This is a genomic window from Bermanella marisrubri (assembly GCF_012295615.1).
GTDB lineage: Bacteria > Pseudomonadota > Gammaproteobacteria > Pseudomonadales > Oceanobacteraceae > Bermanella > Bermanella marisrubri.
This window is the reverse complement of the sequence record NZ_CP051183.1, coordinates 2563473-2589301: the sequence shown is the minus strand read 5'-3', so window position 1 is coordinate 2589301 and position 25829 is coordinate 2563473. Positions and strand designations below refer to the sequence as shown.

The 25829-nt window shown below is 43.6% G+C and carries 24 protein-coding genes; all 24 read left to right on the top strand.

Annotated features, from left to right (window positions below; all coding sequences use genetic code 11):
- The first annotated feature begins 97 nt into the window (after positions 1–97).
- The 24 genes from HF888_RS12015 (at position 98) to fliN (ending at position 25814) form a co-directional block, all read left to right on the top strand.
- Positions 98–1564, top strand: coding sequence for a sigma-54 dependent transcriptional regulator (locus HF888_RS12015; RefSeq protein ID WP_007016142.1), 1467 nt, complete (start codon positions 98–100; stop codon positions 1562–1564).
- 488 nt (positions 1565–2052) lie between these two features.
- Complete coding sequence (locus HF888_RS12010; protein ID WP_007016143.1) at positions 2053–3246, top strand: sensor histidine kinase; 1194 nt, start codon at positions 2053–2055, stop codon at positions 3244–3246.
- Between the two features lie 2 nt (positions 3247–3248).
- Entirely contained in the window at positions 3249–4673 is a 1425-nt protein-coding gene (locus HF888_RS12005) for a sigma-54-dependent transcriptional regulator (protein ID WP_007016144.1), read from the top strand.
- Positions 4674–4812: 139 nt separating this feature from the next.
- On the top strand, positions 4813–5214 hold the full coding sequence (fliE, locus tag HF888_RS12000) for a flagellar hook-basal body complex protein FliE (RefSeq protein ID WP_007016145.1): 402 nt from the start codon (positions 4813–4815) through the stop codon (positions 5212–5214).
- A gap of 19 nt (positions 5215–5233) precedes the next feature.
- Complete coding sequence (gene fliF / locus HF888_RS11995) at positions 5234–6967, top strand: flagellar basal-body MS-ring/collar protein FliF (protein WP_007016146.1); 1734 nt, start codon at positions 5234–5236, stop codon at positions 6965–6967.
- Positions 6957–8018 (top strand): flagellar motor switch protein FliG, encoded by a 1062-nt coding sequence (gene fliG / locus HF888_RS11990; protein WP_007016147.1) that lies wholly within the window; start codon positions 6957–6959, stop codon positions 8016–8018. The genes fliF and fliG overlap by 11 nt, the downstream gene beginning before the upstream one ends.
- A 45-nt stretch (positions 8019–8063) precedes the next feature.
- Positions 8064–9119, top strand: a complete 1056-nt coding sequence (locus tag HF888_RS11985; RefSeq protein WP_007016148.1) for a FliH/SctL family protein — start codon at positions 8064–8066, stop codon at positions 9117–9119.
- Positions 9112–10500, top strand: a complete 1389-nt coding sequence (gene fliI, locus HF888_RS11980; protein ID WP_243469345.1) for a flagellar protein export ATPase FliI — start codon at positions 9112–9114, stop codon at positions 10498–10500. The genes HF888_RS11985 and fliI overlap by 8 nt, the downstream gene beginning before the upstream one ends.
- 40 nt (positions 10501–10540) lie before the next feature.
- Entirely contained in the window at positions 10541–10990 is a 450-nt protein-coding gene (gene fliJ / locus HF888_RS11975) for a flagellar export protein FliJ (protein WP_007016150.1), read from the top strand.
- Between the two features lie 166 nt (positions 10991–11156).
- Complete coding sequence (locus HF888_RS11970) at positions 11157–11438, top strand: STAS domain-containing protein (protein WP_007016151.1); 282 nt, start codon at positions 11157–11159, stop codon at positions 11436–11438.
- Positions 11439–11453: 15 nt separating this feature from the next.
- Complete coding sequence (locus HF888_RS11965; protein ID WP_007016152.1) at positions 11454–11816, top strand: response regulator; 363 nt, start codon at positions 11454–11456, stop codon at positions 11814–11816.
- A gap of 6 nt (positions 11817–11822) precedes the next feature.
- Positions 11823–13937 carry a chemotaxis protein CheA gene (locus HF888_RS11960; protein WP_007016153.1) on the top strand — a complete coding sequence of 705 codons (2115 nt, stop codon included), beginning with the start codon at positions 11823–11825 and terminating at the stop codon, positions 13935–13937.
- 3 nt (positions 13938–13940) lie between these two features.
- Positions 13941–14414 (top strand): chemotaxis protein CheW, encoded by a 474-nt coding sequence (locus HF888_RS11955; RefSeq protein WP_007016154.1) that lies wholly within the window; start codon positions 13941–13943, stop codon positions 14412–14414.
- 14 nt (positions 14415–14428) lie between these two features.
- A complete protein-coding gene (locus HF888_RS16745; RefSeq protein WP_007016155.1) occupies positions 14429–17092 on the top strand; it encodes a methyl-accepting chemotaxis protein in 2664 nt (887 codons plus the stop codon).
- Between the two features lie 75 nt (positions 17093–17167).
- On the top strand, positions 17168–17959 hold the full coding sequence (locus HF888_RS11945) for a CheR family methyltransferase (RefSeq protein WP_007016156.1): 792 nt from the start codon (positions 17168–17170) through the stop codon (positions 17957–17959).
- 9 nt (positions 17960–17968) lie between these two features.
- Entirely contained in the window at positions 17969–18601 is a 633-nt protein-coding gene (gene cheD, locus HF888_RS11940) for a chemoreceptor glutamine deamidase CheD (protein WP_007016157.1), read from the top strand.
- 39 nt (positions 18602–18640) lie between these two features.
- Positions 18641–19687 carry a protein-glutamate methylesterase/protein-glutamine glutaminase gene (locus HF888_RS11935; protein WP_007016158.1) on the top strand — a complete coding sequence of 349 codons (1047 nt, stop codon included), beginning with the start codon at positions 18641–18643 and terminating at the stop codon, positions 19685–19687.
- A 104-nt stretch (positions 19688–19791) separates the two neighbouring features.
- Positions 19792–20091, top strand: coding sequence for an STAS domain-containing protein (locus tag HF888_RS11930; protein ID WP_007016159.1), 300 nt, complete (start codon positions 19792–19794; stop codon positions 20089–20091).
- Between the two features lie 15 nt (positions 20092–20106).
- Complete coding sequence (locus HF888_RS11925) at positions 20107–21816, top strand: ATP-binding SpoIIE family protein phosphatase (protein WP_007016160.1); 1710 nt, start codon at positions 20107–20109, stop codon at positions 21814–21816.
- Positions 21817–21827: 11 nt separating this feature from the next.
- Positions 21828–22157, top strand: a complete 330-nt coding sequence (locus tag HF888_RS11920; protein WP_007016161.1) for an Hpt domain-containing protein — start codon at positions 21828–21830, stop codon at positions 22155–22157.
- 66 nt (positions 22158–22223) lie between these two features.
- Complete coding sequence (locus HF888_RS11915) at positions 22224–23582, top strand: flagellar hook-length control protein FliK (protein ID WP_007016162.1); 1359 nt, start codon at positions 22224–22226, stop codon at positions 23580–23582.
- A gap of 110 nt (positions 23583–23692) precedes the next feature.
- Positions 23693–24226 (top strand): flagellar basal body-associated FliL family protein, encoded by a 534-nt coding sequence (locus HF888_RS11910; RefSeq protein ID WP_007016163.1) that lies wholly within the window; start codon positions 23693–23695, stop codon positions 24224–24226.
- 38 nt (positions 24227–24264) lie between these two features.
- Entirely contained in the window at positions 24265–25260 is a 996-nt protein-coding gene (gene fliM, locus HF888_RS11905; RefSeq protein WP_007016164.1) for a flagellar motor switch protein FliM, read from the top strand.
- Positions 25257–25814: a flagellar motor switch protein FliN gene (fliN, locus tag HF888_RS11900; RefSeq protein WP_007016165.1), complete on the top strand. Its 558-nt coding sequence runs from the start codon at positions 25257–25259 to the stop codon at positions 25812–25814. The genes fliM and fliN overlap by 4 nt, the downstream gene beginning before the upstream one ends.
- Positions 25815–25829 lie beyond the last annotated feature (15 nt).

Here is a 25829-nt window from a genome sequence, read left to right as displayed (position 1 = left end):
CAAACATAAGTTGGGTACTTTACTAAGCTTACTTAGTCAAATAACCGACTTTTGATTACAAGTAAATGACTTAAAAATTGGGTTTAGGGAGCGCATCGTGTGGCGAGAAATTAAAGTCCTTTTAGTGGACGATGATCAGCAGCGCAAACATGACATGCACGTCTTGATGGACTTTTTAGGCGAAGAAGCGCTAGAAAGCAGTTTTGCCGATTGGAAAAAAGTCGCTGCACAAGTTGAAGACCCTATGGAGCTAGTTGCCATTGTGCTAGGCAGTACGGGCAATAAGACATTGGCCCAAGCCGTAGACGAAATTAATGAATGGGATAAAGGTATGCCCATTGTGTACGTGGGTGATGCAGATCTCTCCCAGGAATCTCTTACCGACGATGCTAGACGCTCAATCATTTCCCAAGTGGCCATGCCACCCAGTTATAACAAGCTTTTAGATAGTCTTCATCGTGCTCAGATATTTAGAGAGCATTTTGCCCATTCCCGCACTCGTGGGGAAAGGCGCCCCGTTCAGCTGTTTCGATCACTAGTGGGGACTAGTCGTCAAATTCAATATGTTCGTGAACTAATGCATCAAGTGGCTGATAAAGATGTCACTGTGCTTATTACAGGTGAAAGCGGTACCGGTAAAGAAGTCGTTGCGCGCAATCTCCACTACCACAGCAGCCGTCGAGACGGACCTTTTGTTCCAGTAAATTGTGGTGCTATCCCGAATGAATTGATTGAAAGTGAATTATTTGGACACGAAAAAGGCGCGTTTACAGGTGCTATTGCTTCGCGTGCAGGTCGTTTTGAGATGGCCGAAGGCGGAACCTTGTTCTTAGATGAGATCGGTGACCTGCCATTAAGCATGCAAGTACGTTTATTACGTGTGATTCAGGAGCGAACGTATGAGCGCGTTGGCGGTACAAAGACGCTTAAGACGAATGTACGTATTATTGCTGCCACACATAAAAATTTAGAGTCTATGGTCGAAGAGGAAACTTTCCGCGAAGATCTTTACTACCGGCTTAACGTTTTCCCGTTAGAAATGCCTCCTCTACGCGATCGCCGTGAAGATATTCCTTTATTACTCAATGAATTAATTTCACGAATGGAAAATGAAAAGCGTGGTTCAATTCGTTTTAATAGTGCTGCAATTATGTCGTTATGTCGTCATGAATGGCATGGCAATGTTCGTGAATTAGCAAACCTGGTGGAGCGCTTAGCAATTTTGCATCCTTACGGGGTCATAGGGGTTCCAGAACTGCCGAAAAAATTCCGTCATATTGATGATGGTGATGAACAAGATGAGGCTATTCAAGAAGCCGCTATTCTGCCAAGTGAGCCCGGCTTAGTTGGATTGGATACTCCAGCGTTGTTGCCGGTAAATGGTATTGATCTGAAAGAATATCTCACTAATTTAGAACGTTCGCTTATTCAGCAAGCTCTTGATGATGCCAGTGGCGTTGTTGCTCGAGCCGCCGAGAAGTTACGTATTCGACGCACGACCTTGGTTGAAAAAATGCGTAAATACGGTCTGCAACGCAAAGAAAAAGAAGCAGAAGAAGCTTGATTGAGTGTTGAGTTGTGAGTTGTGAGTTGTGAGTTGTGAATTAATTCGTCATGCCCGACTTGATCGGGTATACACTTTACGGTTCGAAATCAATTGAATGCATTCTCAATCAAGCTGAGAATGACCTCCAACTCAACACTCAACATTCACAATTCAACACTAACTAGATGGATTCTCAATCAAGCTGAGAATGACCTCCAACTCAACACTCAACATTCACAATTCAACACTAATTAGATAGATTTCAGTCAAGCTGAGAATGACCTCCAACTCAACACTCAACATTCACAATTCAAGACTAACTAGATAGATTTCAGTCAAGCTGAGAATGACGTCCAACTCATAACTCAACATTCACAATTCAAAACTAAAACAAGCTCAACACTCAACACTCAACACTCAATCCGGCACGCATATTGCCAAATACACCTACATCGAATGAATTTGCCATTTATTTGGCTCATAAATAAAGAAAAGGTGTGGATGTAATGACATCATTTTATGAAAGTGTACAGGATGCGCCACCTAAAGAAGGTTTACGTCAAGCCTTTGAATTATTCAATGAAATGTCTCAGCAGCTTACCGAAAGCTACACCAATTTAGAAAATCAGGTGCAAGCGCTGTCTGGTGAATTGGCAGAGGTGAGTGCTGCACGCATGCGCGAACTAAAAGAGAAAGAGCGCCTAGCAGACAGGTTAGATTCACTTTTACAATTGCTACCCGGTGGAGTGGTTGTATTAGATGGTCAAGGCTATGTACAAGAATGTAATCGTGCTGCGCTCTCTATGCTCGACACATCTGAGCTTAAGCACCAACGTTGGCGAGATGTGATCAAAACCTATTTTCGACCAAAAGAAGATGACGGTCATGAAGTATCAGTGCGCAATGGAAAACGTTTAAGTATTCAAACGTCTGGCCTAGAAAATGAACCAGGCCAAATTGTTTTAATGACAGACCAAACGGAAACGCGGGAGTTACAATCAAAGCTCGCGCGCCATCAGCGATTAACTGAAATGGGTAAAATGGTTGCCAGCCTTGCACACCAAGTAAGAACACCACTTAGCGGCGCTATGCTCTATGCCGAGCATCTCTCCAACGAATCCATCGAAGCTAAGATCCGCCATGAATTCTCAAAAAAATTAATGCGTCAATTGAAATCCATTGAAGCACAAGTTCGTGACATGATGATTTTTGCCCGCGGTAGTGCGCCCTTAAATCAGCGGCTTGACTGCAATGGTTTATTGCTACTGCTTAAAGAGAGTATTCAGTTACTGACTAAACAGTATCCTAACGCTCATATTGAATTGTGCTTTGACGACTATGAAGGCGCGATCCAATGTCACAGCGAAAGTCTTCTGGGAGCCATACAAAATTTGATTTCTAATGGTATTGAAGCTGCTGAGAATCACTCAATCGAGGCGCATGTATACGTGCATTTAGCCGCTGATGACAATGGTATTGAGTTGTTGGTAGAAGACAACGGTCCTGGTATCAGCGACGAAGCTAAAAACAAAATGCTAGAACCCTTTTTTACGACCAAGAGCAATGGAACTGGCTTAGGTATTCCTGTAGTGAATGCAGTGGTGCGAGCTCATCACGGTCAGATGCAGTTTTATAATCGTGAGCCACAAGGCGCGTGCTTTCAGGTCAATCTTCCCTTTTCTGAATCTAGTGAGGTGTAGTTATGTCAGGCTTTCATATTTTAGTAGTTGAAGACGATAGTCAATTAAGGGAAGCCATTGTTGATACCCTTAGGCTGCAAAAAATTAACGTTTCAGAGGCGCCTAGCGGAGAGCAAGCTATTCAGTTCTTGAAACGCCAAGTAGTCGATATGGTATTAACGGATATTAGTATGGGGGAAATATCAGGCTTTGACCTATTGAATCACATCAAAGCACAATATCCAGCGATTCCCGTTGTACTCATGACGGCTTACGGTCAAGTAGAAAAAGCGGTGCAAGCCATGCAGCAGGGTGCAACAGACTACTTGGTAAAACCATTTGAAGTGGATGTTTTGATTGATGTGATCAGTCAGTTTCGTAATCAAGCCAGCGCACCGTTTGGTTTGAAAGGCCCTGTAGCAGAAGACCCGAGTAGTAAAGCTCTATTAAAGTTAGCCGCTCAGGTTGCGACAAGCGATGCAACTGTATTGATTAGTGGTGAAAGTGGCACCGGTAAAGAAGAGTTGGCGCGTTATATTCACCAAAATAGTGAGCGTAAATCTGGTCCATTTGTTGCCATTAATTGCGCTGCAATCCCTGAAAATATGTTGGAATCCACTTTATTTGGTTATGAGAAAGGTGCGTTCACAGGTGCGTACAACAGTATGCCAGGAAAATTCGAACAAGCCGAAGGCGGTACCTTGCTGCTTGATGAAATCAGTGAGATGGATATGGGTTTGCAAGCTAAATTACTACGTGTATTGCAAGAACGTGAGGTAGAGCGTCTTGGTGGGCGAAAGACTATTAAGTTGAATGTTCGTATTCTGGCTACAACAAACCGTGACTTGTTAAGTTACGTCAATGAAAAACAATTTCGAGAAGACCTTTATTATCGCCTAAGCGTGTTCCCCTTGCGTTGGAAAGCACTACGCGAACGTCCATTAGATATTCTCCCGATTGCGCAGCGTCTTTTGAGTAAGCATGGAAAAAAACAAGGTAAACCAAATCTAATTTTTGATGAGAGTGCGCAAACGGCTCTTAACCAATACCCATGGCCAGGCAATGTTCGTGAACTTGATAATGTGATTCAACGAGCGCTAATAATTCAAAGCGGTGCCTGCATTACGGCAAGCGATATCGTATTCACAATGGATGGTGATCAGGTTGCCATTGAACCCAATTCACAAGTCGCTCAGACAGACTTTCAAAAGTCCGTTACTCAAATGGATGACATTGAGTCGAATGCTCTATTTATCAAAGAAGAATCTGATGCCTTGGGAGATAATCTTAAACAGCAAGAATACAGTTTAATTCTAGACGCCCTGCGCCAAGAAAAAAATAAGAAGCAAGCCGCGGAAAAGCTAGGTATTAGCCCGCGTACGCTACGTTACAAACTGGCAAAAATGCGTGAACAGGGAATAGATCTACCGCGCAAGCATGCAGTGTAAAAATTGGCCCCAGATATGCAAAACCATCTAACAATCTTTGAATAACGCCATTTACCTGACTAATCAAATAATCATCAAACATGAAATGGTCAGTCAGGCAAAAATTTGGCGCTAAGGCGCTCAAGGGCAGGAGGAAAAAATGGTCGATCGAGCTGATATCAATAGTGTTCTCTCGCAACTTCGTCAAGTCCGAGAGCAAGTACAGAGTGCTGAATCAACTCCAGTCAAACTTACTGGACCAGATCACTTAAACAAAGAAGTCGATAAGGTTCAAAAGGTGAGTGAAAACTATCCTGACATTAAGCCAGATCCGAATACGCCTGACTTCCAAACGATGTTTGCCAATGCCATTAACGGTGTCCGTGACAAACAGGCTGTAAGTAGTGACTTGAAGCAACGTTTTGAACGTGGTGACCCAATGGTCGATTTACCCGAAGTCATGATTGCGGCGCAGAAAGCCAGTGTTAGCTTTGATGCCATGAAAGAAGTGCGTAATAAGTTAGTTGAAGCGTACAAAGACATCATGAATATGCCAGTGTAGAGACTAAAGAAGTAATATTATGGCTGAAGAAACCTTACCTGCAGAGTCTTCCGGCGAAATTCCTGCCCCACAAGAAGATGCACTGCAAGAGCAAAATATCGATAACTTACCACAAGGCTCAGATGCCAGTGATATTAACCCTATAATGATGGGGTTCAACAAGCTCACGATCGTCCGCCAAGTCGCATTGCTGATTGGTTTTGCCGGTATTTTAGCCTTGGGTATTGGTGTCATCATTTGGTCCCAAGAAGTGACCTATCGTCCACTCATCAGTAATTTAGAAGACTATAACGCCAAGGAAATCTTACAAACATTAGATGAGAAAGGTATCGATTATCGGATTAATCCGACTACGGGGATTGTTACTGTACCCGAGGCAGAAATTCATGATGCTCGTTTAGCTCTGGCTCCTATTGTTGCAGAGATTGATACAACAGTTGGGTTAGAACTTTTAGACCAAGAGCAAGGCTTAGGTACCAGTCAGTTTATTGAGAGTGCGAGATATCGTCGTGGCTTGGAGGGTGAATTGGCGAGGACGATCGCCAGCTTGCAAAGCGTTCGAAATGCGCGAGTTCACCTAGCTTTACCCAAACAATCAGTATTTGTCCGTGATGATCGTGAGCCTAGAGCAAGTGTCTTTTTGGAAATTTACGGTGGCAAGGGCCTAAAAAGAGAACAAGCAGAAGCTATTATTAATCTTATCGCCAGTTCGATTCCTGAGCTTCCGGTAGAAAATGTGACGCTTGTTGATCAAAAAGGAAACTTGCTAAGTAAAGAAGGGCAAGACGAAGAAGACTTGTTGGCAACTAAACAATTTGATTACACGCGCAAGGTAGAAAACTCACTGCATCAGCGAGTGCAACGCATTCTTGAACCTGTATTGGGTTCAGATAATTTCCAAGCAGAAGTGAGTGCCGACGTAGATTTCACTATGGTGGAACAGACCCAAGAATTATTTAATCCTGACTTAATCGCATTGCGCTCTGAGCAAACATTGAATCAAGAAAAGGTTGAGAAGCCGGAAGGTGGAATTCCGGGAGCACTATCTAATCAACCTCCAGGTGCCGCCGAAGTTCCGGAAGAAGTCGATGAAAATGGTAATCCAGTAGCCCAGCCTATTGAGCGAAAAAGTGAGGCGACGCGCAACTACGAAGTCGATAGAACGCTTAGTCATACTCAACATCAAGTAGGTCGTTTGCGTCGACTAACCGTATCCGTTGCCGTGAACGATCGAGAGAAGGTCAACCCTGAAACTGGAGTGGTCGAAAGTGTTCCTTGGACTGAAGCGGAATTAAAACGACTCGAGTTATTAGTAAAAGATTCTGTTGGCTTTAACGCGGCCAGAGGGGACAGTGTGAGTGTAGTAAATAGTCTGTTCCTAGGTGGCGCAGTTGAGCTAGGTGAGCCAGACTTCTGGAAGCAGCCTTGGTTCTGGGAAATCGTAAAACAGGTACTAGCGGGGCTTTTCCTTCTTATTCTTATATTTGGTGTCATACGTCCAATTGTTAAGAATCTTATTGATCGCGGTAAAATGGATGAAGTGGCTGAAATTGAAGGTGAGCTTGATGAACTTGGGGACGGTGATGACTTATTCGGGGATGATAAGGTTACATTAGCAGGCGCTGATGAATTTTTATTGCCTGGTGCCAGTGAAGGGTTTGAGCGCCAGCTAGATGCACTGAAAGGTCTAATCGCAGAAGACCCAGCGCGCGTTGCGCAGTCTTTCAAAAAATGGGTGAACGATGGCAAGTGATAACGACAATCAACAGGGTAATGACAATACGCCGGCCAAAGCGGGCGGTGATCTTAGTTCTTTAAGTCATCAAGAGCGTGCAGCCATATTACTTATGAGTCTTGGAGAAAAAGACGCTGCAGAATTACTCAAGCACCTAGGCCCAAAAGAAGTGCAATCTGTAGGTGCTACCATGGCGGCCTTAAAAGATGTTACCCAAAGCCAAGTCGAAGGGGTCGTCGCAGAATTTCTTGATAGTTTATCCGGCTCTACCGGTTTAGGTTTAGGTGCGGATGAATATATCCGTAACATGCTGACCCAAGCATTGGGTTCAGACAAAGCCGGTGGTTTAATTGACCGCATTTTGTTAGGTGGTAACACCACAGGTTTAGATACGCTTAAGTGGATGGAAAGTCGAGCGGTTGCAGATATCATTCGCCACGAGCACCCGCAAATTCAAGCGATTGTAATAGCCTACTTAGAATCGGATCAAGCAGCAGAAGTTCTAGCAAATTTCGATGAGAAAGTTCGACTCGACATCATGATGCGCGTATCGACGCTACAGGCTGTGCAGCCGCAAGCATTACAAGAACTCAATGATATTCTTGAAAAACAGTTTTCTGGTAATCAAGGTCAGCAAACCACGGCAATGGGTGGTGTGAAAGTCTCGGCCAATATTATTAATAACTTGGAAAGCAGTGTAAGTAATGAATTGCTTGACCAGATCCGAGAGGTAGACGAAGAACTGGGTACACAAATTCAAGACCTTATGTTCGTCTTCGAAAACCTTATTGATGTGGATGATCGAGGCATTCAAGCCTTGTTACGCGAAGTGTCCGGCGATCTGCTGACAGTCGCATTGAAGGGAGCGGATGATGATCTCAAAGATAAAATTTTCCGCAACATGTCCAAGCGCGCTGCAGAGTTACTTATGGACGATCTTGAAGCGAAAGGCCCTGTTAAAGTCAGTGAAGTGGAGAATGCGCAAAAAGAAATTCTTGCAATTGCTCGTCGTATGGCCGATGCAGGCGAGATTGTTCTTGGTGGTGCTGGCGGCGAACAAATGCTGTAGCGCCAGATGGCGACTAAATATTAATTTAAACGTAGTTATTAATTTATGAATCAGCGTCGTGAGCGTATACCTGCCAAAGATGTAAAAGAATCCAAAAATTGGTCTTTACCTTATTGGACACAAAATGGCGATGTTATCCAAAAGCAAGATGACAGTCACGAGAACGACCCTGACGTATGGGTAGAGGACGAGGAGGAAATGGAACTTGAGCCTCTAACCGCAGAGGCTCTCGAAGCTATTCGTCAAGAAGCTTACAATGATGGTTTAGAGCAAGGCTTAATCGAAGGCCGACAGAAAGGAGAAAAACAAGGCTATGACGAAGGTTTTCAGGAAGGCAAAAGACAGGGATTAGAAGAAGGAAAAAGCCAAGGTTATAAAGATGGACTAGACCAGGGCAATAAAGAAGCCTCTCAAAGTTTGGATAAACAAGAAAAAGCGTTTAAGCAAGCATCGCAACATGTCTACAACAATCTTGATAAAGCCTTTCAAAGTTTTCAAACGGAAATAGAAGAAACATTGCCAGAATTAATCGAGATGCTGGCTACCGCTGTGGTCGGCGGTGAGTTAGAGCAGGGCAGTGAACATATTGTCAATCTGGTTAAAGATGCAATGGAAGCGATACCGGTTGATAAGCAACAAGTGACCATATTAGTTAACGAAGCTGACCTACCTTTCTTAGAGGCGGGTCTAGACAATGATTATCAAATCGTTCCAGATGATCGGGTTGACCCTGGCGGATGCCAATTACAAAGTAAATACAGCGCTGCAGACTATTCCCTTTCTAAGCGCATGAAGCAAGTGTTGTCAGATTATCGAAAGCAACTGCAATTGGGCTCTCAAACGTTAGATGACGACGAACCAAATTCCATCTTAGAGGGCGTTGATCTAGAAGCCTCTGAATTTCAAGATCAAGAGTCAACGATAGAAACCAAAACAGATGCCGAAATGACAACGCCTGACAATAATACATCGGTAGAAGAAACTGAAACCGAGCCTACTGATGAGCAGAAACGACAAGAATATGAGTTAAGTTCTGACCATGACATACATGGAGATCTAGCAGATCAGTCAGATGATTCAGATGGGCAATCCCATGAGTAAATTAAAAACATTAAAATGGATCGCAGAGCGTCATCAATTCAAATCACAACCTGTTGTGTCAGGTCGACTCACTCGTATGGTGGGGCTCACGCTTGAAGCTGTGGGCTGTAACGTAAAAGTGGGTGATCGTTGCCATGTGGAACAGGGAAGTGAGTTCATAGAAGCTCAAGTAGTTGGTTTCGATGAAGATAAATTCTTCTTAATGCCCGTTGAACCTGCTAATAGTCTAAGTCCAGGCGCAAAAGTAACACCGATACTAGACAGTGCTGAAATTCCAGTGGGTGATATGTTACTGGGCCGCGTGATTAATGGGGCTGGAAAACCTTTGGATGGTAAAGGCGACCTCGTTAGTCAGAATACTCTGAACTTGGATGGATCAATCATCAATCCTATGCAACGTGCACCGATTCGACAAACTATGGATGTCGGAATTCGAGCAATTAATGGGTTACTGACTGTAGGACGCGGTCAGCGAATGGGATTGTTTGCGGGGTCTGGTGTAGGTAAAAGTGTACTTCTGGGAATGATGACGCGTTTTTCGACGGCAGACATTATCGTTGTGGGTTTGGTGGGCGAACGTGGTCGAGAAGTGCAAGAATTTATTCAAGATATCTTGGGTGAGGAGGGGATGAAGCGAGCAGTGGTGGTCGCCAGCCCCGCAGATGATAGTCCAGTGATGCGAATGCGTGCAGCTGATTTAAGCACGGCTATTGCCGAATACTTCAGGGATGAAGGAAAAGATGTCTTATTATTAATGGATAGCCTCACCCGTTATGGACAAGCGCAGCGTGAGATAGCGTTAGCAGTAGGAGAGCCTCCGGCGACGAAAGGTTATCCGCCATCAGTTTTTGCAAAAATACCCAAATTAGTTGAGCGTGCAGGGAATGGCCCAGAGGGTGGGGGTTCAATCACTGCATTCTATACGGTGCTTACAGAAGGTGATGATTTACAAGACCCTATCGCCGATTCTGCTCGAGCAATTCTGGATGGACATGTTGTATTGGCGAGACGTCTGGCCGAAGAAGGGCAGTATCCTGCTATTGATATTGAAGCCTCAATCAGTCGAGCTATGCCCCAAATTGTGAGTAAAGCATCTCTACAAAATGCTCAAAAGTTTAAGCATCTATATAGTCTTTATCGACAGAACATGGATTTGATTAGTGTTGGGGCATATAGTCCAGGCAACAATCCAGAACTGGATCATGCTGTGAGACTGCATCCTATTATGCGCACTTTTATTATGCAGGAGTTAGACGAATCAATGAGCCTAGCTGATAGCCAAGAGGGTTTAGACCTGATATTGCAGCATGGTCATGCATATCAACAGGGGGGGCAACAAGGAAACCAACAAGAGCAACACCAACTACAACCCGGCCAGTAACACGTAATGAATAAACAGTATTTAAGCAGTGAGTCTGTATATGAGTCGTGAGCGCGCAAAACGGTTAAGCCCATTGGTGAAGATCGCAGAAAATGCAGTACAAGAGGCATTAACCTATCTTGGGAGCCTTAAGCAACGCATCGAAGAAGAGAAGAAAAAAGGTGAAACTCTCAAGCAGTACCAGCTAGAATATCAGCAGAGCTTTTCGTCACAAGGAGCACAAGGGGTCACAGGTAGTCAGATTCAGCAACACCAAGCCTTCATTGCACAGATCGACCAAGTGCTGGCGGATCAAAAATTTCAGATCAGTGAGTTACAACAGCAATATGATAAGGCCCATGAGATTTATTTGAGCTTAAATCGAAAACTAAAAACCTACGAAAAACTGGAAACCCGGTTAACCAGCCAAGCAGAAGCTCAAGAAAACAGCCAGTTGCAAAAATTTCTGGACGAAATGTCAGCACAAATTCATCGCCGTAATATCGGATAATTATTAAACCCCTCTGTAATACATCTTTCCACTATAGATGGATCTAAAATCCAGCGTTTTCAAACAAAAAAATCCCAAAAGCAATAGCAAGCTTGTTAACACGGTCTAGTCTTAACAATACGCCCTCTTATTATCAAATTGAGCATGGGTACTATGGAAGAGCGCCATGGAAACGCAAACATTAGATCTTGGTGAAAAATGCACCATTGTTATTGCAGAAGACCTCCATCAAACATTGGAAACTATGGTGGAGTCAGGACAACCTGTGCAAATCGATGGTTCTAAATTGGAACAAGTGGATACTGCTGCCATGCAATTGCTATTTGGTTTTCATCAAGCATTGGCTACGGATGGGCGGGAGCCGGAATGGCTAAATCCATCAGAGAACCTAAGAAATACAGCAAAAATACTGGGTTTGGATTCACATCTGGGTCTAACCAAGGAATAACAGGGAGATTAAAGAATGGCAAAAATACTCGCCGTGGACGACTCTGCATCTATGCGACAAATGGTCAGCTTCACGCTTAAGGGAGCGGGCCATGATGTGCTAGAAGCTAGCGACGGAGCAGAAGCGTTGAAAATTGCTCAAGGCCAAGCAGTGGATTTAGTACTCAGTGATGTAAATATGCCTAACATGAATGGCATTGAGCTATGCAAGAATCTGCGCCAACTCTCGAGCTACAAGTTTACACCAATTCTAATGCTGACCACTGAGAGCGCCGGCGATAAAAAAATGGAAGGCAAAAGTGCGGGCGCGACAGGTTGGATTGTCAAGCCATTCAACCCTGATCAACTGCTCTCCACTATCAAAAAGGTTCTAGGATAGAGCGTTATGAGTATTGATCTTAGCCAGTTTCATCAGGTCTTTTTCGAAGAGAGCTATGAAGGCTTAGACATAATGGAAAATGGTCTTTTGCAGCTGGATGTAAATGCCCCAGATGCAGAGGAAATCAATACTATATTTCGCGCTGCTCATTCGATAAAAGGTGGGGCGGGAACCTTTGGTTTCACCATTGTTTCCGATTTCACCCATGTTGTCGAAACCTTGCTTGACGAAGTACGAGATGGCAAACGCAGTCTTGATCAGGGCAGCCAAGACTTACTATTAAAAAGTGTTGATTGCATACGTTCCTTGCTAGAGGCGTTACAAGCAGGGAGCACACCTGATACAAACTCCTCAGATGAGCTAAAGCAAAAATTTGAAACTTTATTGTCTAGTGGGTCATCACCTAATCCCGCTGTAAGCTCAGATGATGGCGGCAGTTCTGAGGAACCGCCGAAGGCGAATGGTTGGAAAGTTCTCTTTAAGCCCCAGCCCCACTTGTTAATGACGGGCAACGAACCTGTTCGTATGTTTCGACAACTTATTGAATTGTCTGACGGTCAATATCATACAGAAGTTAATATCGAAAAACTGCCATCGTTTACTAGTTTAGATCCCGAACAATGTTTTCTTTCATGGACTTTGTATCTTCACAACCCTGTAGAAAAAACCGAAATTGAAGAAGTATTCGAATGGGTATTAGACGACGCGGAAGTGGTCATTGAAGCATGGTCTGAAAATCTAAAATCTGAGATTGAAGAGCAGACTGAAAAAGACGAGGCAACGTCGTCAGACGGCCCGGTCCAATCATCCGAAACGGATAGTCTAGACAAGACACTGTCCTCTGAAGACTCTAAAGAAGTGACCAAAGCCAGCGGACCAGATAAAGTAGCAGTCAAAGCGGCACCGGCGAAAGAATCCTCCTCTATCCGCGTAAGTATCGATAAGGTAGATAGTCTCATTAACATGGTAGGCGAGCTGGTTATTACACAATCCATGCTTGGTCAGTTGGGCGAAAATTTTGACGCCAGTCGAATTCAGAATCTACAAGAAGGACTTGCCCAGCTAGAACAGAATACCCGTGAGTTACAAGAAAGTGTCATGAAAATCCGCATGATGCCCATTAGCTTTGTTTTCAGCCGGTTCCCACGTTTAGTAAGAGACGTCAGTGTGTCCCTCAATAAACGTATAGAGCTTGTCATGTCGGGGGAGCACACTGAATTAGACAAAACCGTCATGGAGAAAATCGGTGATCCAATGGTTCACTTGATTCGAAATTCTATTGATCATGGAATCGAGCTTCCCGAGATACGGAAGCAAAATGGAAAGCCTGAAACTGGTACGGTTGAGCTCAATGCATATCATCAAAGTGGCAATATTGTAATTGAAATTAAAGATGATGGTGCAGGCTTAAACAAAGAAAAAATTTTAGAAAAAGCCATTCTCAAAGGTATCGTTGATGAGAATCAAAACCTGAACGATGAGCAGATATTTGATCTAATTTTTCAACCAGGTTTCTCAACTGCAGATCAAGTCAGTGACTTGAGTGGTCGAGGTGTCGGTATGGATGTGGTTCGTCGCAATATAGCCTCATTAAATGGCTCAATTGAAGTGAAAAGTGAAACCGGAAAGGGTTCTCAATTCATTATCCGATTACCATTAACACTTGCCATACTAGATGGTCAGTTAGTTCGTGTTGGCGAGCAAACCTTCATTTTCCCACTTGTTAGTATTGTCGAATCAATTCAGCAAAATGAATTGGAACTGAATAATGTAGGTGGACAAAGCGATGTATTAAAACTTCGCGATGAATATGTCCCCATTGTTGCACTTCATCAAGTATTTGATATTCAAACCGATAACAAAGTAGACGAAGATGAAAAGATCATTGTTGTCGTAGAGAGCGATGGCGAAAAAATAGGAATAGTGGTTGATGAGCTTTTAGCTCAGCAACAAGTAGTGATTAAGAGTCTAGAAGAGAACTATCAAAAAGTTGAGGGGATCTCTGGCGCGACTATTTTAGGTGACGGACGTGTTGCTCTTATTGTCGATATCAGTGGGCTTTCCAAGTTATCTGGTGCAAGTAATAAAACGATTGAAAGTAACAGACATCAGGCAGCGTAAATCATGAATGCTACAGAAGAAGATGTAATCGACCATGAAGAATTAGATACCGAACAGTATCTAACCTTCATTATGGATGGCGAAGAGTATGGAATCGATATCTTAGCGGTTCAAGAAATTCGTGGATGGGAAAGTGCGACCCCCATACCTCATAGCCCCCCATATATGAAAGGGGTGATAAATTTACGCGGTACTATTGTGCCCATCATGGACTTACGAGCTCGCTTTAGTTTGCCGTTTCAGCCTTACACGGAAGAAACCGTAGTGGTTGTTTTAAAAGTGGCAACAGACAGCATAAGCCGAACGATGGGAATAATAGTAGATGCTATAAGCGATGTGTATGACATCCCGTTAGAGAATATTAAAAGTACGAGTTTGGCAGATAACCAAAACTCAAGGTTTATAAAAGGTTTGGTAACTGTGAAAGAGCGCATGGTTATCTTATTAGAGCTAGAAAAATTGCTCACTCTGGATTAACAGGAAGGTCGATTATGGATGGGTCTAAGGCAATCAGTATCCAATATAAATTACTTTTACCGTGGATATTACCAGTTATCAGTTTGATCTATATGGCCATTACACTGCCATCAGAGATCATTATGTCCACAATGGTCATTAACGGCTTATTGATTGCGGCGGGGATTATCGCTACTTGGCTGCTAGGACACAAAATGCTCATGGCCATTGCCATGGCAACTAAGTGTGCTGACGCGACGGCCAACGGTGATTACAGCTATGTGCCAAGCTTTAAAGGTAAAGATGAGTTGTCACATTTACTTTATACACTTGGTAATTTTACCAATAGTATGAAAGACGTAGCCGTAAATGCAGATGGTGACGAGTCTCTTTCTGATATCCAGGGGAAACTAAAGGCTTTAGATAAAGTACAAGCTATTATCGAGTTTGATTTAGATGGCACTATCCTGACAGCGAATAAAAATTTCTGTGATGCGGTAGGTTATGAGTTGGATGAAATCAAAGGACGTCATCACAGTATTTTTGTCGATGAAGAGTTTAAACATAGTAGTGAGTATAAAGAGTTCTGGAATAAGTTGAATCGTGGAGAATTTGAATTTAAGGAATATAAACGCTTCGGAAAAGGAGGCAAAGAGATTTGGATTCAAGCTTCTTATAACCCTTTATTTGACGAGAATGGTAAACCTTACAAAGTTGTAAAATTTGCTTCAGATATTACAGAACAAAAACATCAAAATATTGCGAATAACCGTGTAAGAAAAGCCCTTGATGCGTGTGCCGAATCCTGCCTGATGGTCTCCGACAAAGACTATAACCTGGTTTATACGAACAAGGGTGTACAGGATATGTTTGCGGACGCTGAATCAGACATTCAAAAGGACTTACCTACCTTCAGTAAGGATCGCGTACTTGGAAGTAATATTGACATTTTCCACAAGAACCCAAGTCACCAAAGAGCGTTATTAGACAAATTAACATCGTCACACAGAGCAAGCCTGAAACTGGGTGGTAGAACATTCGACTTGGTTGTCAATCCAGTATTTGACGACGACAACAAACGCATTGGAACGGTCGTGGAATGGAATGATCGCACGGAAGAGCTGAAACGTGAGGAAGCTGAACAGGTTATCGCAGAAGAGAATCTTCGTGTTAAGCGAGCCCTGGATAGTTCCTCCGTTAATATCATGGTTGCGGATCGAGACTATAACATTCGCTACACCAATGACGCTCTGCAAGGCATGATGGCAAACGCAGAATCGGATATCAGAAAAGATTTGCCAAGCTTCGACAAAGACAGAATAGTGGGCAGTAACATCGACATTTTCCATAAAAACCCTGCCCATCAACGAAGCATGCTCGAAAAGCTGAGTGACACCTACAGTACAGAAATTGTGGTTGGGGGACGCACTTTCTCTCTTATTGCAAACCCTATTTCAAATGATAATGGTGATCGAGTAGGTACGGTTGTTGAATGGCTCGATCGCACAGAAGAAGTGGAGGTTGAAGAGGAAGTCGAGAACATTATTGAATCGGCTAGCAAAGGTGACCTGTCAAATCGAGCTAAAACAGAAGGGCGTACAGGTTTCTATCGTCAACTCAGCATGGGGCTAAATCGCCTCATGAGTATTAGTGAGAATATTCTAAATGATACAGGACGCGTTTTCGATGCGTTAGCACGAGGTCATTTAGATCAACGTATTGATGCGGACTACCAAGGTATTTTTGGCAAGTTAAAACAAGACGCCAATGACACTATCGATCGTCTAAATGAAGTGATTGGCAAAATACGAGATGCAGCCAATACCGTTTCAACCGGTTCTGCAGAAATCGCACAAGGTAATACGGATTTATCTCAACGCACTGAAGAGCAAGCATCTAGCCTTGAAGAAACGGCATCGAGCATGGAAGAGATGACCAGTTCTGTGAAGCAGACAAGCGAAAACGCTGATCATGCCACGGACCTTGCTGTTAGTGCTCAAGGCCGAGCAACTAAGGGTGGTGAAGTTGTTGGACGAGCCGTTGAAGCGATGGAAGAAATTAATTCTTCTAGTAAGAAAATTTCAGACATTATTGGTGTGATCGATGAAATTGCTTTCCAAACCAACTTGCTTGCATTAAATGCGGCGGTGGAAGCGGCAAGGGCTGGAGAACAAGGCAAGGGCTTTGCTGTGGTAGCAGGCGAAGTGCGTAATCTGGCACAACGCAGTGCCGGTGCAGCAAAAGAAATTAAAGATCTTATCCGAGACAGCGTGGAAAAAGTCGATAACGGAACCGATTTGGTTAACCAGTCTGGTCAAACCCTCTCTGAAATAGTGGAAGCGGTTGAGAAAGTGACAACCATGATCAAAGAAATTAATGCTGCTTCGGAAGAGCAAGCATCCGGCATAGAGCAGGTCAACAAAGCGGTTAGTCAAATGGATGAGATGACCCAACAAAACGCCGCGCTGGTAGAAGAGGCATCTGCCGCCAGTGAAACCATGACGGAACAAGCACAGAACATGATGGAGCTTGTTGAGTTCTTTACTCTTGAGAGCATGGCGAGTGATGGCACAACAGCTACGCTCAAGAAGGAGCCTCGTTCCGTTGCATCGACTCCTGTCGTTAAGTCGGTTTCGAAACCGGCAGAGATAAAACGCCCAGCAGTAGATGATGACGAAGATGACTGGCAAGAGTTTTAGTCTTGTTTTTTCTTTCATTAATGGCATTAGCTAGGTAGATCAATCGAAATGGACTTTTCGCTCAAAGAATTCCCAATGACGGAGCAAGACTTCTCTCGTCTATCGAGGATCGCTTTTGATGTTAGTGGGATCGTCTTGAGTGATGCAAAAAAAGAGCTTGTATACAGTCGTATCGCGAGACGTGTACGAGCACTTGGATTATCTCGGTTCTCTGAATACTGTGAGTATCTAGATAGAGAGAAGGAGAAAGAATTAAACGAGTTTATTAATTCTATCACTACTAATCTAACGTCGTTCTTTCGGGAGTCTCATCATTTTGAGTTTTTAGCTAAAGAAATTATTACCCAGTGGCGTAAAAATCCAAAAGAGCCTATTCGTATATGGTCGTCGGCTTGTTCCACTGGTCCGGAGCCCTATAGCATAGCCATCACTCTCCGAAAGAACATAAAAGTCGATAACCTTGATATAAGAATTCTTGCGACTGATCTTGATAGTGATGTTCTGAAAAAAGCCAAGTCCGGCGAATACCCATTAAAGGAGATAGAGCTTTTACCTAGAGATTACCATAATTGTTTCTATAAGAATGAAGACGGAGCTAAAGCTAGGATAAAAGATGAATATAAAGGTCTTATTCAATTTAATCGATTGAACTTATTAGGACCTTGGCCAATGAAGAAAAAGTTTGACGTAATATTCTGTAGGAACGTGGTTATTTATTTTAATAAGGATACTCAAGTTGAACTATTTAACCGATTGCATGATGCATTGAAGCCAAATGGGTATTTGATGATAGGTCATAGTGAAAATTTGTACGGTGCCAATCACCTCTTTAAACCTTTAGGTCGCACCATTTATCAGAAAAAGTAGGCGGCTTGTATGATCAATCAGCCAAAAGCTGAAAGAGGCTTTGAACATGTAAATCGCTATTTCGATAATAGACACTCGGTTTGGACTGCGAAAATATTACCTGGTGAATTTTATGTTAGCGCCCATGGGGAAATGATTTGTACCGTTCTGGGTAGTTGTATTAGTGCTTGTATTCGGGATAAGCAATTAGGTATCGGTGGCATGAATCACTTTATGTTGCCAGCACAAAATGAATTTAGTAGTGGGCAATGGGGAAGTGACGCCAATACCTCAGCTACGCGATATGGTAACTGGGCCATGGAGTATTTACTTAACACACTTTATAAGCTGGGCGCAAAAAAAGAGAACCTAGAGGTTAAGTTATTTGGTGGAGGCCAAGTATTGGCCAGTATGACGGATATTGGTCAGCGTAACATTCTGTTTGCCTACGATTTTTTACAGAAAGAGGGCTTATCGGTTGCAGCTGCTGATGTAGGAGATGTTTTTTCGCGAAAAATTTTATTTTTCCCTGACACTGGGAGTGTCAAAGTTCGACGCATAACCACTACGCGTAATGATACGATTATTACACGGGAAAAGGGTTATATGGATCAGTTGGATTCCGAGAATACCGGTGGAGGCGACATTGAATTGTTTGATTGAGATTTGCCTCGTCCATAAAGAACGAAATGAGAGTCGGATATGATTAACGTATTAGTGGTTGATGACTCGGCATTAATTCGGCGAGTACTAACAGAAATCATTAATTCCGATCCGAATATGGAAGTAATCGGCACGGCAGCAGATCCATACATTGCGCGTGACAAAATTAAAGCATTACATCCTGATGTCATCACGCTAGATATTGAAATGCCAAAGATGGACGGCATTAAATTTCTTAAAAATCTAATGCGCTTGCGTCCTATGCCCGTGGTTATGATTTCTACATTAACTCAAAAAGGCGCACCCGCAACCTTAGAGGCCTTGGAAATTGGTGCGGTGGACTATGTTGGCAAACCCAGCGCAGATAAGCCGGAGTTGTTGACTGAGTATGCTAATGAAATTTTGCAAAAAATTCGTGCCGCAGCAACGGCCAATGTCGCTCGTCTTGAGCAACAAGCAAGTGGTTTAACAACTCGATCAGCAACACCCAAACGCGCAGGCGTCTCACCTTCAGGTAAGTTGATCGCTATTGGTGCAAGCACGGGAGGAACAGAAGCGATTCGCGAATTATTATTGTTGATGCCTCTAGACAGCCCTCCAATTGTCATCACGCAACATATTCCACCAGTCTTTAGTGCGTCTTTTGCAAAACGCCTAGATAGCATGTTGCCACTAACCGTACACGAAGCGGTGGATGGCGATAAGATTATCCCTGGCCATGTTTACATAGCCCCAGGTGATCTTCACATGGAGGTGAAACTGAAAGGTAGTCATTATTATTGCCGCGTATTCGAAGGTGAGCGTGTAAATCTGCATAAACCCTCAGTAGAGGTTTTGTTTAACTCTATTACCCAGCAATGTGCGAAACAGACAGTAGGCGTTATGCTCACGGGTATGGGAGCCGATGGCGCTAAAGCTATGCTAAGGATGAAAGAAGCTGGTAGTTATAATATTGTTCAAGACCAAGCCACTTCCGTTGTCTGGGGGATGCCAGGCGAGGCGGTCAAGTTAGGCGCCGCCGATGCCATCTCCCCTCTTAAGTCGATTCCTGATGCCATTATTAAACGCTTAAAGCGAATGGTTTAATCCATAGATTTTGTAAGAAATAAGCTACACACGTTTTACGCAACGGGCATTTATGATCTATGCTCTAAATAAATGTTGATGCAGGGAAATGCTAGAGGCAAATCATGGCCATAAAGACAACAGTAAACAACAATGAACTCACGGTCGAAATAGAAGGCCGTTTTGATTTTAGTGCTCATCAAGAGTTTCGAGACGCTTATGAAAGTGCCGATTCATCGGTGAGTCACTATGTAATCGATATGAGCAAAGCCACATACTTGGATAGCTCGGCATTAGGCATGTTACTACTACTGAGAGATCATGCAGGTGGCGATAGTGCCAATGTGCGTATCACAAAGTGTAATCAGGATGTTCGTAAGATTTTGACTATCTCTAATTTTGAGCAGCTATTTGCTATTGAATAGCAATGCTTTAGGGCTATGGAACCCCTTAAAATTCTAATTGCCGATGACAACAAGACGGATCGAATGATCCTATCGGCGATTGTCAAAAAAATGGGACATGATGTACTTCAGGCCGAAAACGGTGCTGAAGCCGTTGATCAGTTTCAGTCCCACCACCCAGATATCATTCTTCTGGATGTAATGATGCCTGTTATGGATGGACAGCAGGCCGCTCGCGAAATTAAAATGCAAGCGGGTGAAGATATGGTGCCCATCATTTTCCTTACGTCCTTACAAGATGCCCACGATTTAGCTGCGTGCCTTGATAGTGGCGGCGATGACTTCCTTACCAAACCTTATAAACAAATTATTCTACAAGCGAAGATCAACGCATTTAGTCGTATGCGCCGAATGAATACCATGCTGCAAAACCAGCGTGATGTGATTCGTGAAAATAATGAACATCTTATGCACGAGCAACAAGTAGCCAAAGCGGTTTACGACAATGTTGCGCACAGTGGTTGTTTAGATCTGCCTAATCTTAAATACATGATCTCACCATTCTCGGTATTCAATGGTGACGTGTTACTCGCGGCAAGAAAGCCCTCAGGAAGTTTGCATATATTATTGGGTGATTTCACTGGTCATGGTTTACCAGCGGCTATTGGCGCTATGCCACTTGCAGAAATATTTTATGGAATGACCGCCAAAGGTTTTACCATGACCGATATATTGCGTGAAATTAACATAAAATTAAAAACCATCCTGCCAATTGGTTATTTTTGCTGTGCTTGTATGGCCACTGTTAGATTCCGAAGCCAGCATTTAGAAATTTGGATGGGAGGACTTCCTGATTATTACTTTTTACACAGCAAAGATCGAAAAATTGAAACCATTAACTCTAATCATTTGCCATTGGGCGTCCTATCCAGCCAAGCATTTAAGACCGACACTCATAAAATTAGCTATGAGGTTGGTGACAAATTCTTTATGTGGAGTGATGGTATTCTCGAAGCGCGAGATGAAAAAGGCGATCTATTTGGCGACCAACGGCTAAGGCAAGTTTTTGATGAAAACCAAAACCAAGATCTTTTATTTTCGGAGATATTAGCCGCAGTCAACGAGTTCACGGGTGGCGCACAAAAGGACGATGATACAACTTTGCTCGAGGTGAGTATGGTCGATCAAGAAGTGGTTGGCCAAGTAGATATAGATTTTAGTAGTGGCGCTGTCACTGGACCCACAGACTGGAATATGTCTTATACATTGCGCGGTGATACATTAAAAACCTTTAACCCATTACCCATTATGTTGAATATTGTTAACGATGTTCCGGCATTAAGAGCGAATAGCGGCCAGTTATATACGATTATGGCTGAATTATTTTCAAACGCTTTCGAGCATGGTGTTTTAGGTTTAGATAGTGAGCTAAAGCAAGACGCTGAAGGCTTTGCGCAATACTACAAAAAACGTCAAGAAGCCATCGAGACCTTGGAAGAAGGGTTTGTGCAGTTTGAATTTGACCATAAACCTCGTGAGTTCGGCGGGATATTGAAAGTCACTGTCAAGGATTCGGGGCAAGGCTTTGACTATCAGTCAAAGCTTGAAAAAGGTATGAGTGATGGCGCATTGAGTGGACGAGGACTTGCGTTGCTCAAATCACTTACACAGGGTATTGAGTACAGCGGTAATGGTAATACTGTGACAGTCACGATAGAATGGCATGCGGAGAAAGAATTAGAGTAAGGAATCGCTTTATGAGCTCTATTGATCAGCATCAAATGTCAGAGCTGAAGGAAATTATGGAAGATGACTTCCAAGATTTAATTGACACTTATCTACGAGATACCGAACGCAAGTTATCCGATATTCAGCAAGCCCTTGATGCCGGAGATAGTCAGAAAGTGGGAGAGTTGGCCCACAGTTTGAAAGGCGCAAGTGCCAATATTTGCGCATTACCACTATCTGAATTATGTGCAACGCTAGAGCGACAAGGTAAGAGCAATGATTTGCAGTCGTCTCCTCAAATATTGCAGTCCATACAAACAGAGTATCAATCGGTCAAGACCGCATTAAATCAATTATAAAAAGTTGGATTTGGCCCACCCCTTGCAATTTCCCAAGTATTCGAGCAATCAAGAAGTGGAAACTACATGCAAGGTTTACCTTTTTTCTCATTTTCTTCTCAAAGTGCTGGCCCATTAGCTGACGGTCAGGCTTCAACGAACATGTCCTCTGGCCCAGTAAACATGGGCCCAGTTCCAGAGACAGGTACGGAGCAGGCAACGAGTCAACTCCCCGAATTTATGCAGCGATTACTGCAGGCCATGACTCAAGATGCACAGGCTGAAACTGTTCCTAAGGGGCAAGTGCTTGCCGCTGAGGAAGAGACTGCCCCTTTGTTAGAATTGCAGGAGGACGAAAATATTGTTCAAACACTGGGAGTTTCTCCTCTATCACCCGTAACTAAAATGGATATGGATAGTATTCAAGTTCAGCGGGATTTTGCGCCCAGTGTTAACCAATTATCCGAAGCTCAGCGTCAAGCAATACCAGGCCTTATGGCTCGTGCGCAAATAAATCAAACTGCGCCGGAGTCAGAAGCTTCTTCCTCTTTAGTTGGCTCATCCATAGCAGAACAGAAACAAACCAGCATGCAAGCTCAGCCTAAGTTGCAAACATCGCCATTCCTGCAGACAGATGGCAATGTTGACTTGGCGCAGTCAACAGTCGAGGTTCAAAGTAAACTTTCACCTCAGAGCAGCCCAATTTTGGAGAATACTATTAAGAATATGCGCTCTGATGAGAAAAGACCGATGGATTCTATAAAAGGAGGGGAGGATACAAGCAAGTTGACTGCTTTGATGACGCCTATTGCGGAAACTAAACCGCTGGCTGAAAGAGTCGTTACTACTGAGCAGATTGCCTCTATGAGTGCTTCGTCTGTCAATGAAATGACCAGTGAAGTGAGTGATGTTATTGACGAGATGTGGCAACAAACTCAAAACCCTGCTCGGCACGCCAGCACCAAGCCTGCCGCGGGAGCTGCTCCCAGCTTTTTCGAACAGATTCAAGCGAAGTTAGATTTACCGCCTAGCGATATTCGCTTCAGCGAGCAAGTGAGTAAGCGAATTGGCATGATGGTAACCGAGCAAATGCAAAGTGCTCGAATTCAATTGGACCCTCCAGAATTAGGTAGTCTTGAGATTAAAGTTCGTGTGCAACAAGATCAGGTTAACGTGTCGTTTGCTAGTAATAATCATGCCGTCCGAGATGCGTTGGAAGCACAAGCCCCAAGACTACGGGAAATGCTTAACCAGCAAGGAGTGGATCTAGGAAACCTGGATGTGTCATCTCAAGGTCAACAGAGTTCTGGCGGTGATGGTCATACTCAGGACGAAGGCGAGTATCTAATCGAAGATGAGGGGACTGCATCATCAGAAGCACTAGATCAACTGGAGCAGCAAATTAAAACCATTGAAAATGATGGCGCAGTGGACTATTTCGCATAAGCGCGAACCCATGATTCTTGTCTACACTTGTAATGAAGCCTTTGGCCTATTTTAGGTAACCAAATGGCATAAGGATTGCAAAAACTGTTAAAGAATCAAAAAGGTGACGTATGGCCAACGAAAAAGAACTGCAAATCGAAGGTGGTGATGAGCAACCAGCAAAAAGTAAAAAGATGCTCATTATCATTATTGTCGCGGCCATTCTTGTTATTGGCGGCGGTGTTGGTGTCACCTTATTTTTATTGGGTGGTGATGATGAAGTGGCAGAGGAAGCCGCAGTAGAAGGGGAAGAAGCGGAAGCTGCTGAAGCAGCCCCACCTGCACCGGCTATCTATGTGAAGTTTAAACCCGAATTCATTGTTAATTACCAAGTCGGTCCACGCCAGCGTTACTTGCAAATTTATATGGAAGCAATGACAAGGGACCCTGCTATTGCTGATGCACTAGAGCAACACAGTCCTATGATTCGCAGTTCAATTATTAATTTACTGAGTCAGCAAGATTACGCTTACTTGAGAACCGCTGAAGGACGTGCCAATTTACGTGACATACTGAAACAAGAAGTCCAGCGACTATTGGCGCAGGAAACGGGTATCGAAGATGGCCTAAAAGAAATTCTTTTTACCAACTTCGTCATGCAGTAATCCGTCATGGTTGAACAGCAAAACGCTATGAGGTCCATGTGCAAGATCTATTAAGCCAAGACGAAATTGATGCGCTCTTACATGGCGTCGACGACGGTGACATCGAACAGGAAGATCCTGAAGATAGCGAAGGCATAAAAAGCTACGACTTATCCAGTCAAGACCGAATAGTACGTGGGCGTATGCCTACGTTAGAAATGATTAATGAGCGTTTTGCCCGTTATACCCGCATCAGCATGTTTAACTTTTTACGTCGCAGTGCTGATGTTGCCAGTGGCGGTATTCAGATCATGAAATTTGGCGAATACATCCACACTCTTTATGTACCTACCTCTCTCAATATGGTTAAAGTCCGTCCACTACGTGGTACGGCTTTATTTATCTTTGACGCTAAATTGGTATTCAAACTAGTAGACAACTTTTTTGGTGGCGATGGTCGTCACGCAAAAATCGAAGGTCGTGAATTTACACCAACGGAACTGCGAGTTGTGCAAATGGTGTTGTCACAAGTCTTCACTGATATGAAAGAAGCTTGGCATGCCGTTTTAGACTTAGACTTCGAATACTATGGTAGTGAAGTAAACCCGGCCATGGCAAATATAGTCAGCCCAAGCGAAGTGGTCGTGATTAGTTCCTTTCATATTGAATTAGATGGTGGTGGTGGTGACCTTCATGTGGCCTTGCCTTACAGCATGATCGAACCCATTCGCGAGTTTTTGGACGCGGGTGTACAGAGTGATGTTGATGAGGTTGACGACAGATGGGTGCAATCTTTGCAAGAGGATATTCAAAGCGCCAAAGTTCCGGTACATGGAACGGTTGTAGATAGAGAAATTTCATTACGAGAAGTCGCAGCGTTTCAGCCAGGTGATGTCATTCCTGTTGATATGCCTGAGGATTTCATACTGCAGGCGAATGGGACACCGATTTTCCGTGGGCAGTTAGGTGTGAGAGATGACAACTTGGCTGTGAAAATCAAAGAACCCATAAAACGTAAGATGCCAGCCGGTCATAATGATGGATTGCCAATATGAGTGATGATGATCAAAAACCAGAAGAAGAAAAAGAACAAGATGCCGCCACAGAAGGTGAAGCCGGTTCTGAGGAAACTTCTACCGATGCAGTGGATGCCGATGCTCTAGCAGATGAAGTTGCTTCTGGCGTAGATGAAGCGAGTGGAGAATCTGAAGAAGACCTTGCCGACGAATGGGCGGCAGCCATGGAAGAAGCAGGGGAAGATCCAAATCAAGAAGGTGAAGGTGGCGTTAAACCGGCACCAATGGAAGAATTTGGAGAAGGTGAAAACCAACCAAAATCTGACGGAAAAAGTCCTGAGCTTGATGTTATTTTAGATATTCCCGTGAGTATCTCTATGGAAGTTGGCAATACTCAGATTCCTATTCGAAATCTATTGCAATTGAACCAAGGCTCAGTGATTGAACTAGATCGCTTAGCGGGTGAGCCTTTAGATGTGTTAGTAAACGGAACCTTGATCGCTCATGGGGAGGTGGTCATGGTTAACGACAAATTTGGTATTCGCTTAACCGATGTAATAAGCCAAGCGGAACGTATTCAAAAATTAAAATAAGAATAACGAGGATCG

Coding starts and splice junctions, on each gene's coding strand:
- fliG (WP_007016147.1), top strand. CDS start 6,957: ATGGCAAGTGATAACGACAATCAACAGGGTAATGACAATACGCCGGCC.
- HF888_RS16745 (WP_007016155.1), top strand. CDS start 14,429: ATGGATGGGTCTAAGGCAATCAGTATCCAATATAAATTACTTTTACCG.
- fliN (WP_007016165.1), top strand. CDS start 25,257: ATGAGTGATGATGATCAAAAACCAGAAGAAGAAAAAGAACAAGATGCC.
- fliE (WP_007016145.1), top strand. CDS start 4,813: ATGGTCGATCGAGCTGATATCAATAGTGTTCTCTCGCAACTTCGTCAA.
- HF888_RS11935 (WP_007016158.1), top strand. CDS start 18,641: ATGATTAACGTATTAGTGGTTGATGACTCGGCATTAATTCGGCGAGTA.
- HF888_RS11920 (WP_007016161.1), top strand. CDS start 21,828: ATGAGCTCTATTGATCAGCATCAAATGTCAGAGCTGAAGGAAATTATG.
- HF888_RS11915 (WP_007016162.1), top strand. CDS start 22,224: ATGCAAGGTTTACCTTTTTTCTCATTTTCTTCTCAAAGTGCTGGCCCA.
- HF888_RS11965 (WP_007016152.1), top strand. CDS start 11,454: ATGGCAAAAATACTCGCCGTGGACGACTCTGCATCTATGCGACAAATG.
- HF888_RS11910 (WP_007016163.1), top strand. CDS start 23,693: ATGGCCAACGAAAAAGAACTGCAAATCGAAGGTGGTGATGAGCAACCA.
- HF888_RS11945 (WP_007016156.1), top strand. CDS start 17,168: ATGACGGAGCAAGACTTCTCTCGTCTATCGAGGATCGCTTTTGATGTT.
- HF888_RS12005 (WP_007016144.1), top strand. CDS start 3,249: ATGTCAGGCTTTCATATTTTAGTAGTTGAAGACGATAGTCAATTAAGG.
- HF888_RS11955 (WP_007016154.1), top strand. CDS start 13,941: ATGAATGCTACAGAAGAAGATGTAATCGACCATGAAGAATTAGATACC.
- HF888_RS11925 (WP_007016160.1), top strand. CDS start 20,107: ATGGAACCCCTTAAAATTCTAATTGCCGATGACAACAAGACGGATCGA.
- HF888_RS11985 (WP_007016148.1), top strand. CDS start 8,064: ATGAATCAGCGTCGTGAGCGTATACCTGCCAAAGATGTAAAAGAATCC.
- HF888_RS11930 (WP_007016159.1), top strand. CDS start 19,792: ATGGCCATAAAGACAACAGTAAACAACAATGAACTCACGGTCGAAATA.
- fliI (WP_243469345.1), top strand. CDS start 9,112: ATGAGTAAATTAAAAACATTAAAATGGATCGCAGAGCGTCATCAATTC.
- HF888_RS11960 (WP_007016153.1), top strand. CDS start 11,823: ATGAGTATTGATCTTAGCCAGTTTCATCAGGTCTTTTTCGAAGAGAGC.
- HF888_RS11970 (WP_007016151.1), top strand. CDS start 11,157: ATGGAAACGCAAACATTAGATCTTGGTGAAAAATGCACCATTGTTATT.
- cheD (WP_007016157.1), top strand. CDS start 17,969: ATGATCAATCAGCCAAAAGCTGAAAGAGGCTTTGAACATGTAAATCGC.
- fliJ (WP_007016150.1), top strand. CDS start 10,541: ATGAGTCGTGAGCGCGCAAAACGGTTAAGCCCATTGGTGAAGATCGCA.
- HF888_RS12010 (WP_007016143.1), top strand. CDS start 2,053: ATGACATCATTTTATGAAAGTGTACAGGATGCGCCACCTAAAGAAGGT.
- fliF (WP_007016146.1), top strand. CDS start 5,234: ATGGCTGAAGAAACCTTACCTGCAGAGTCTTCCGGCGAAATTCCTGCC.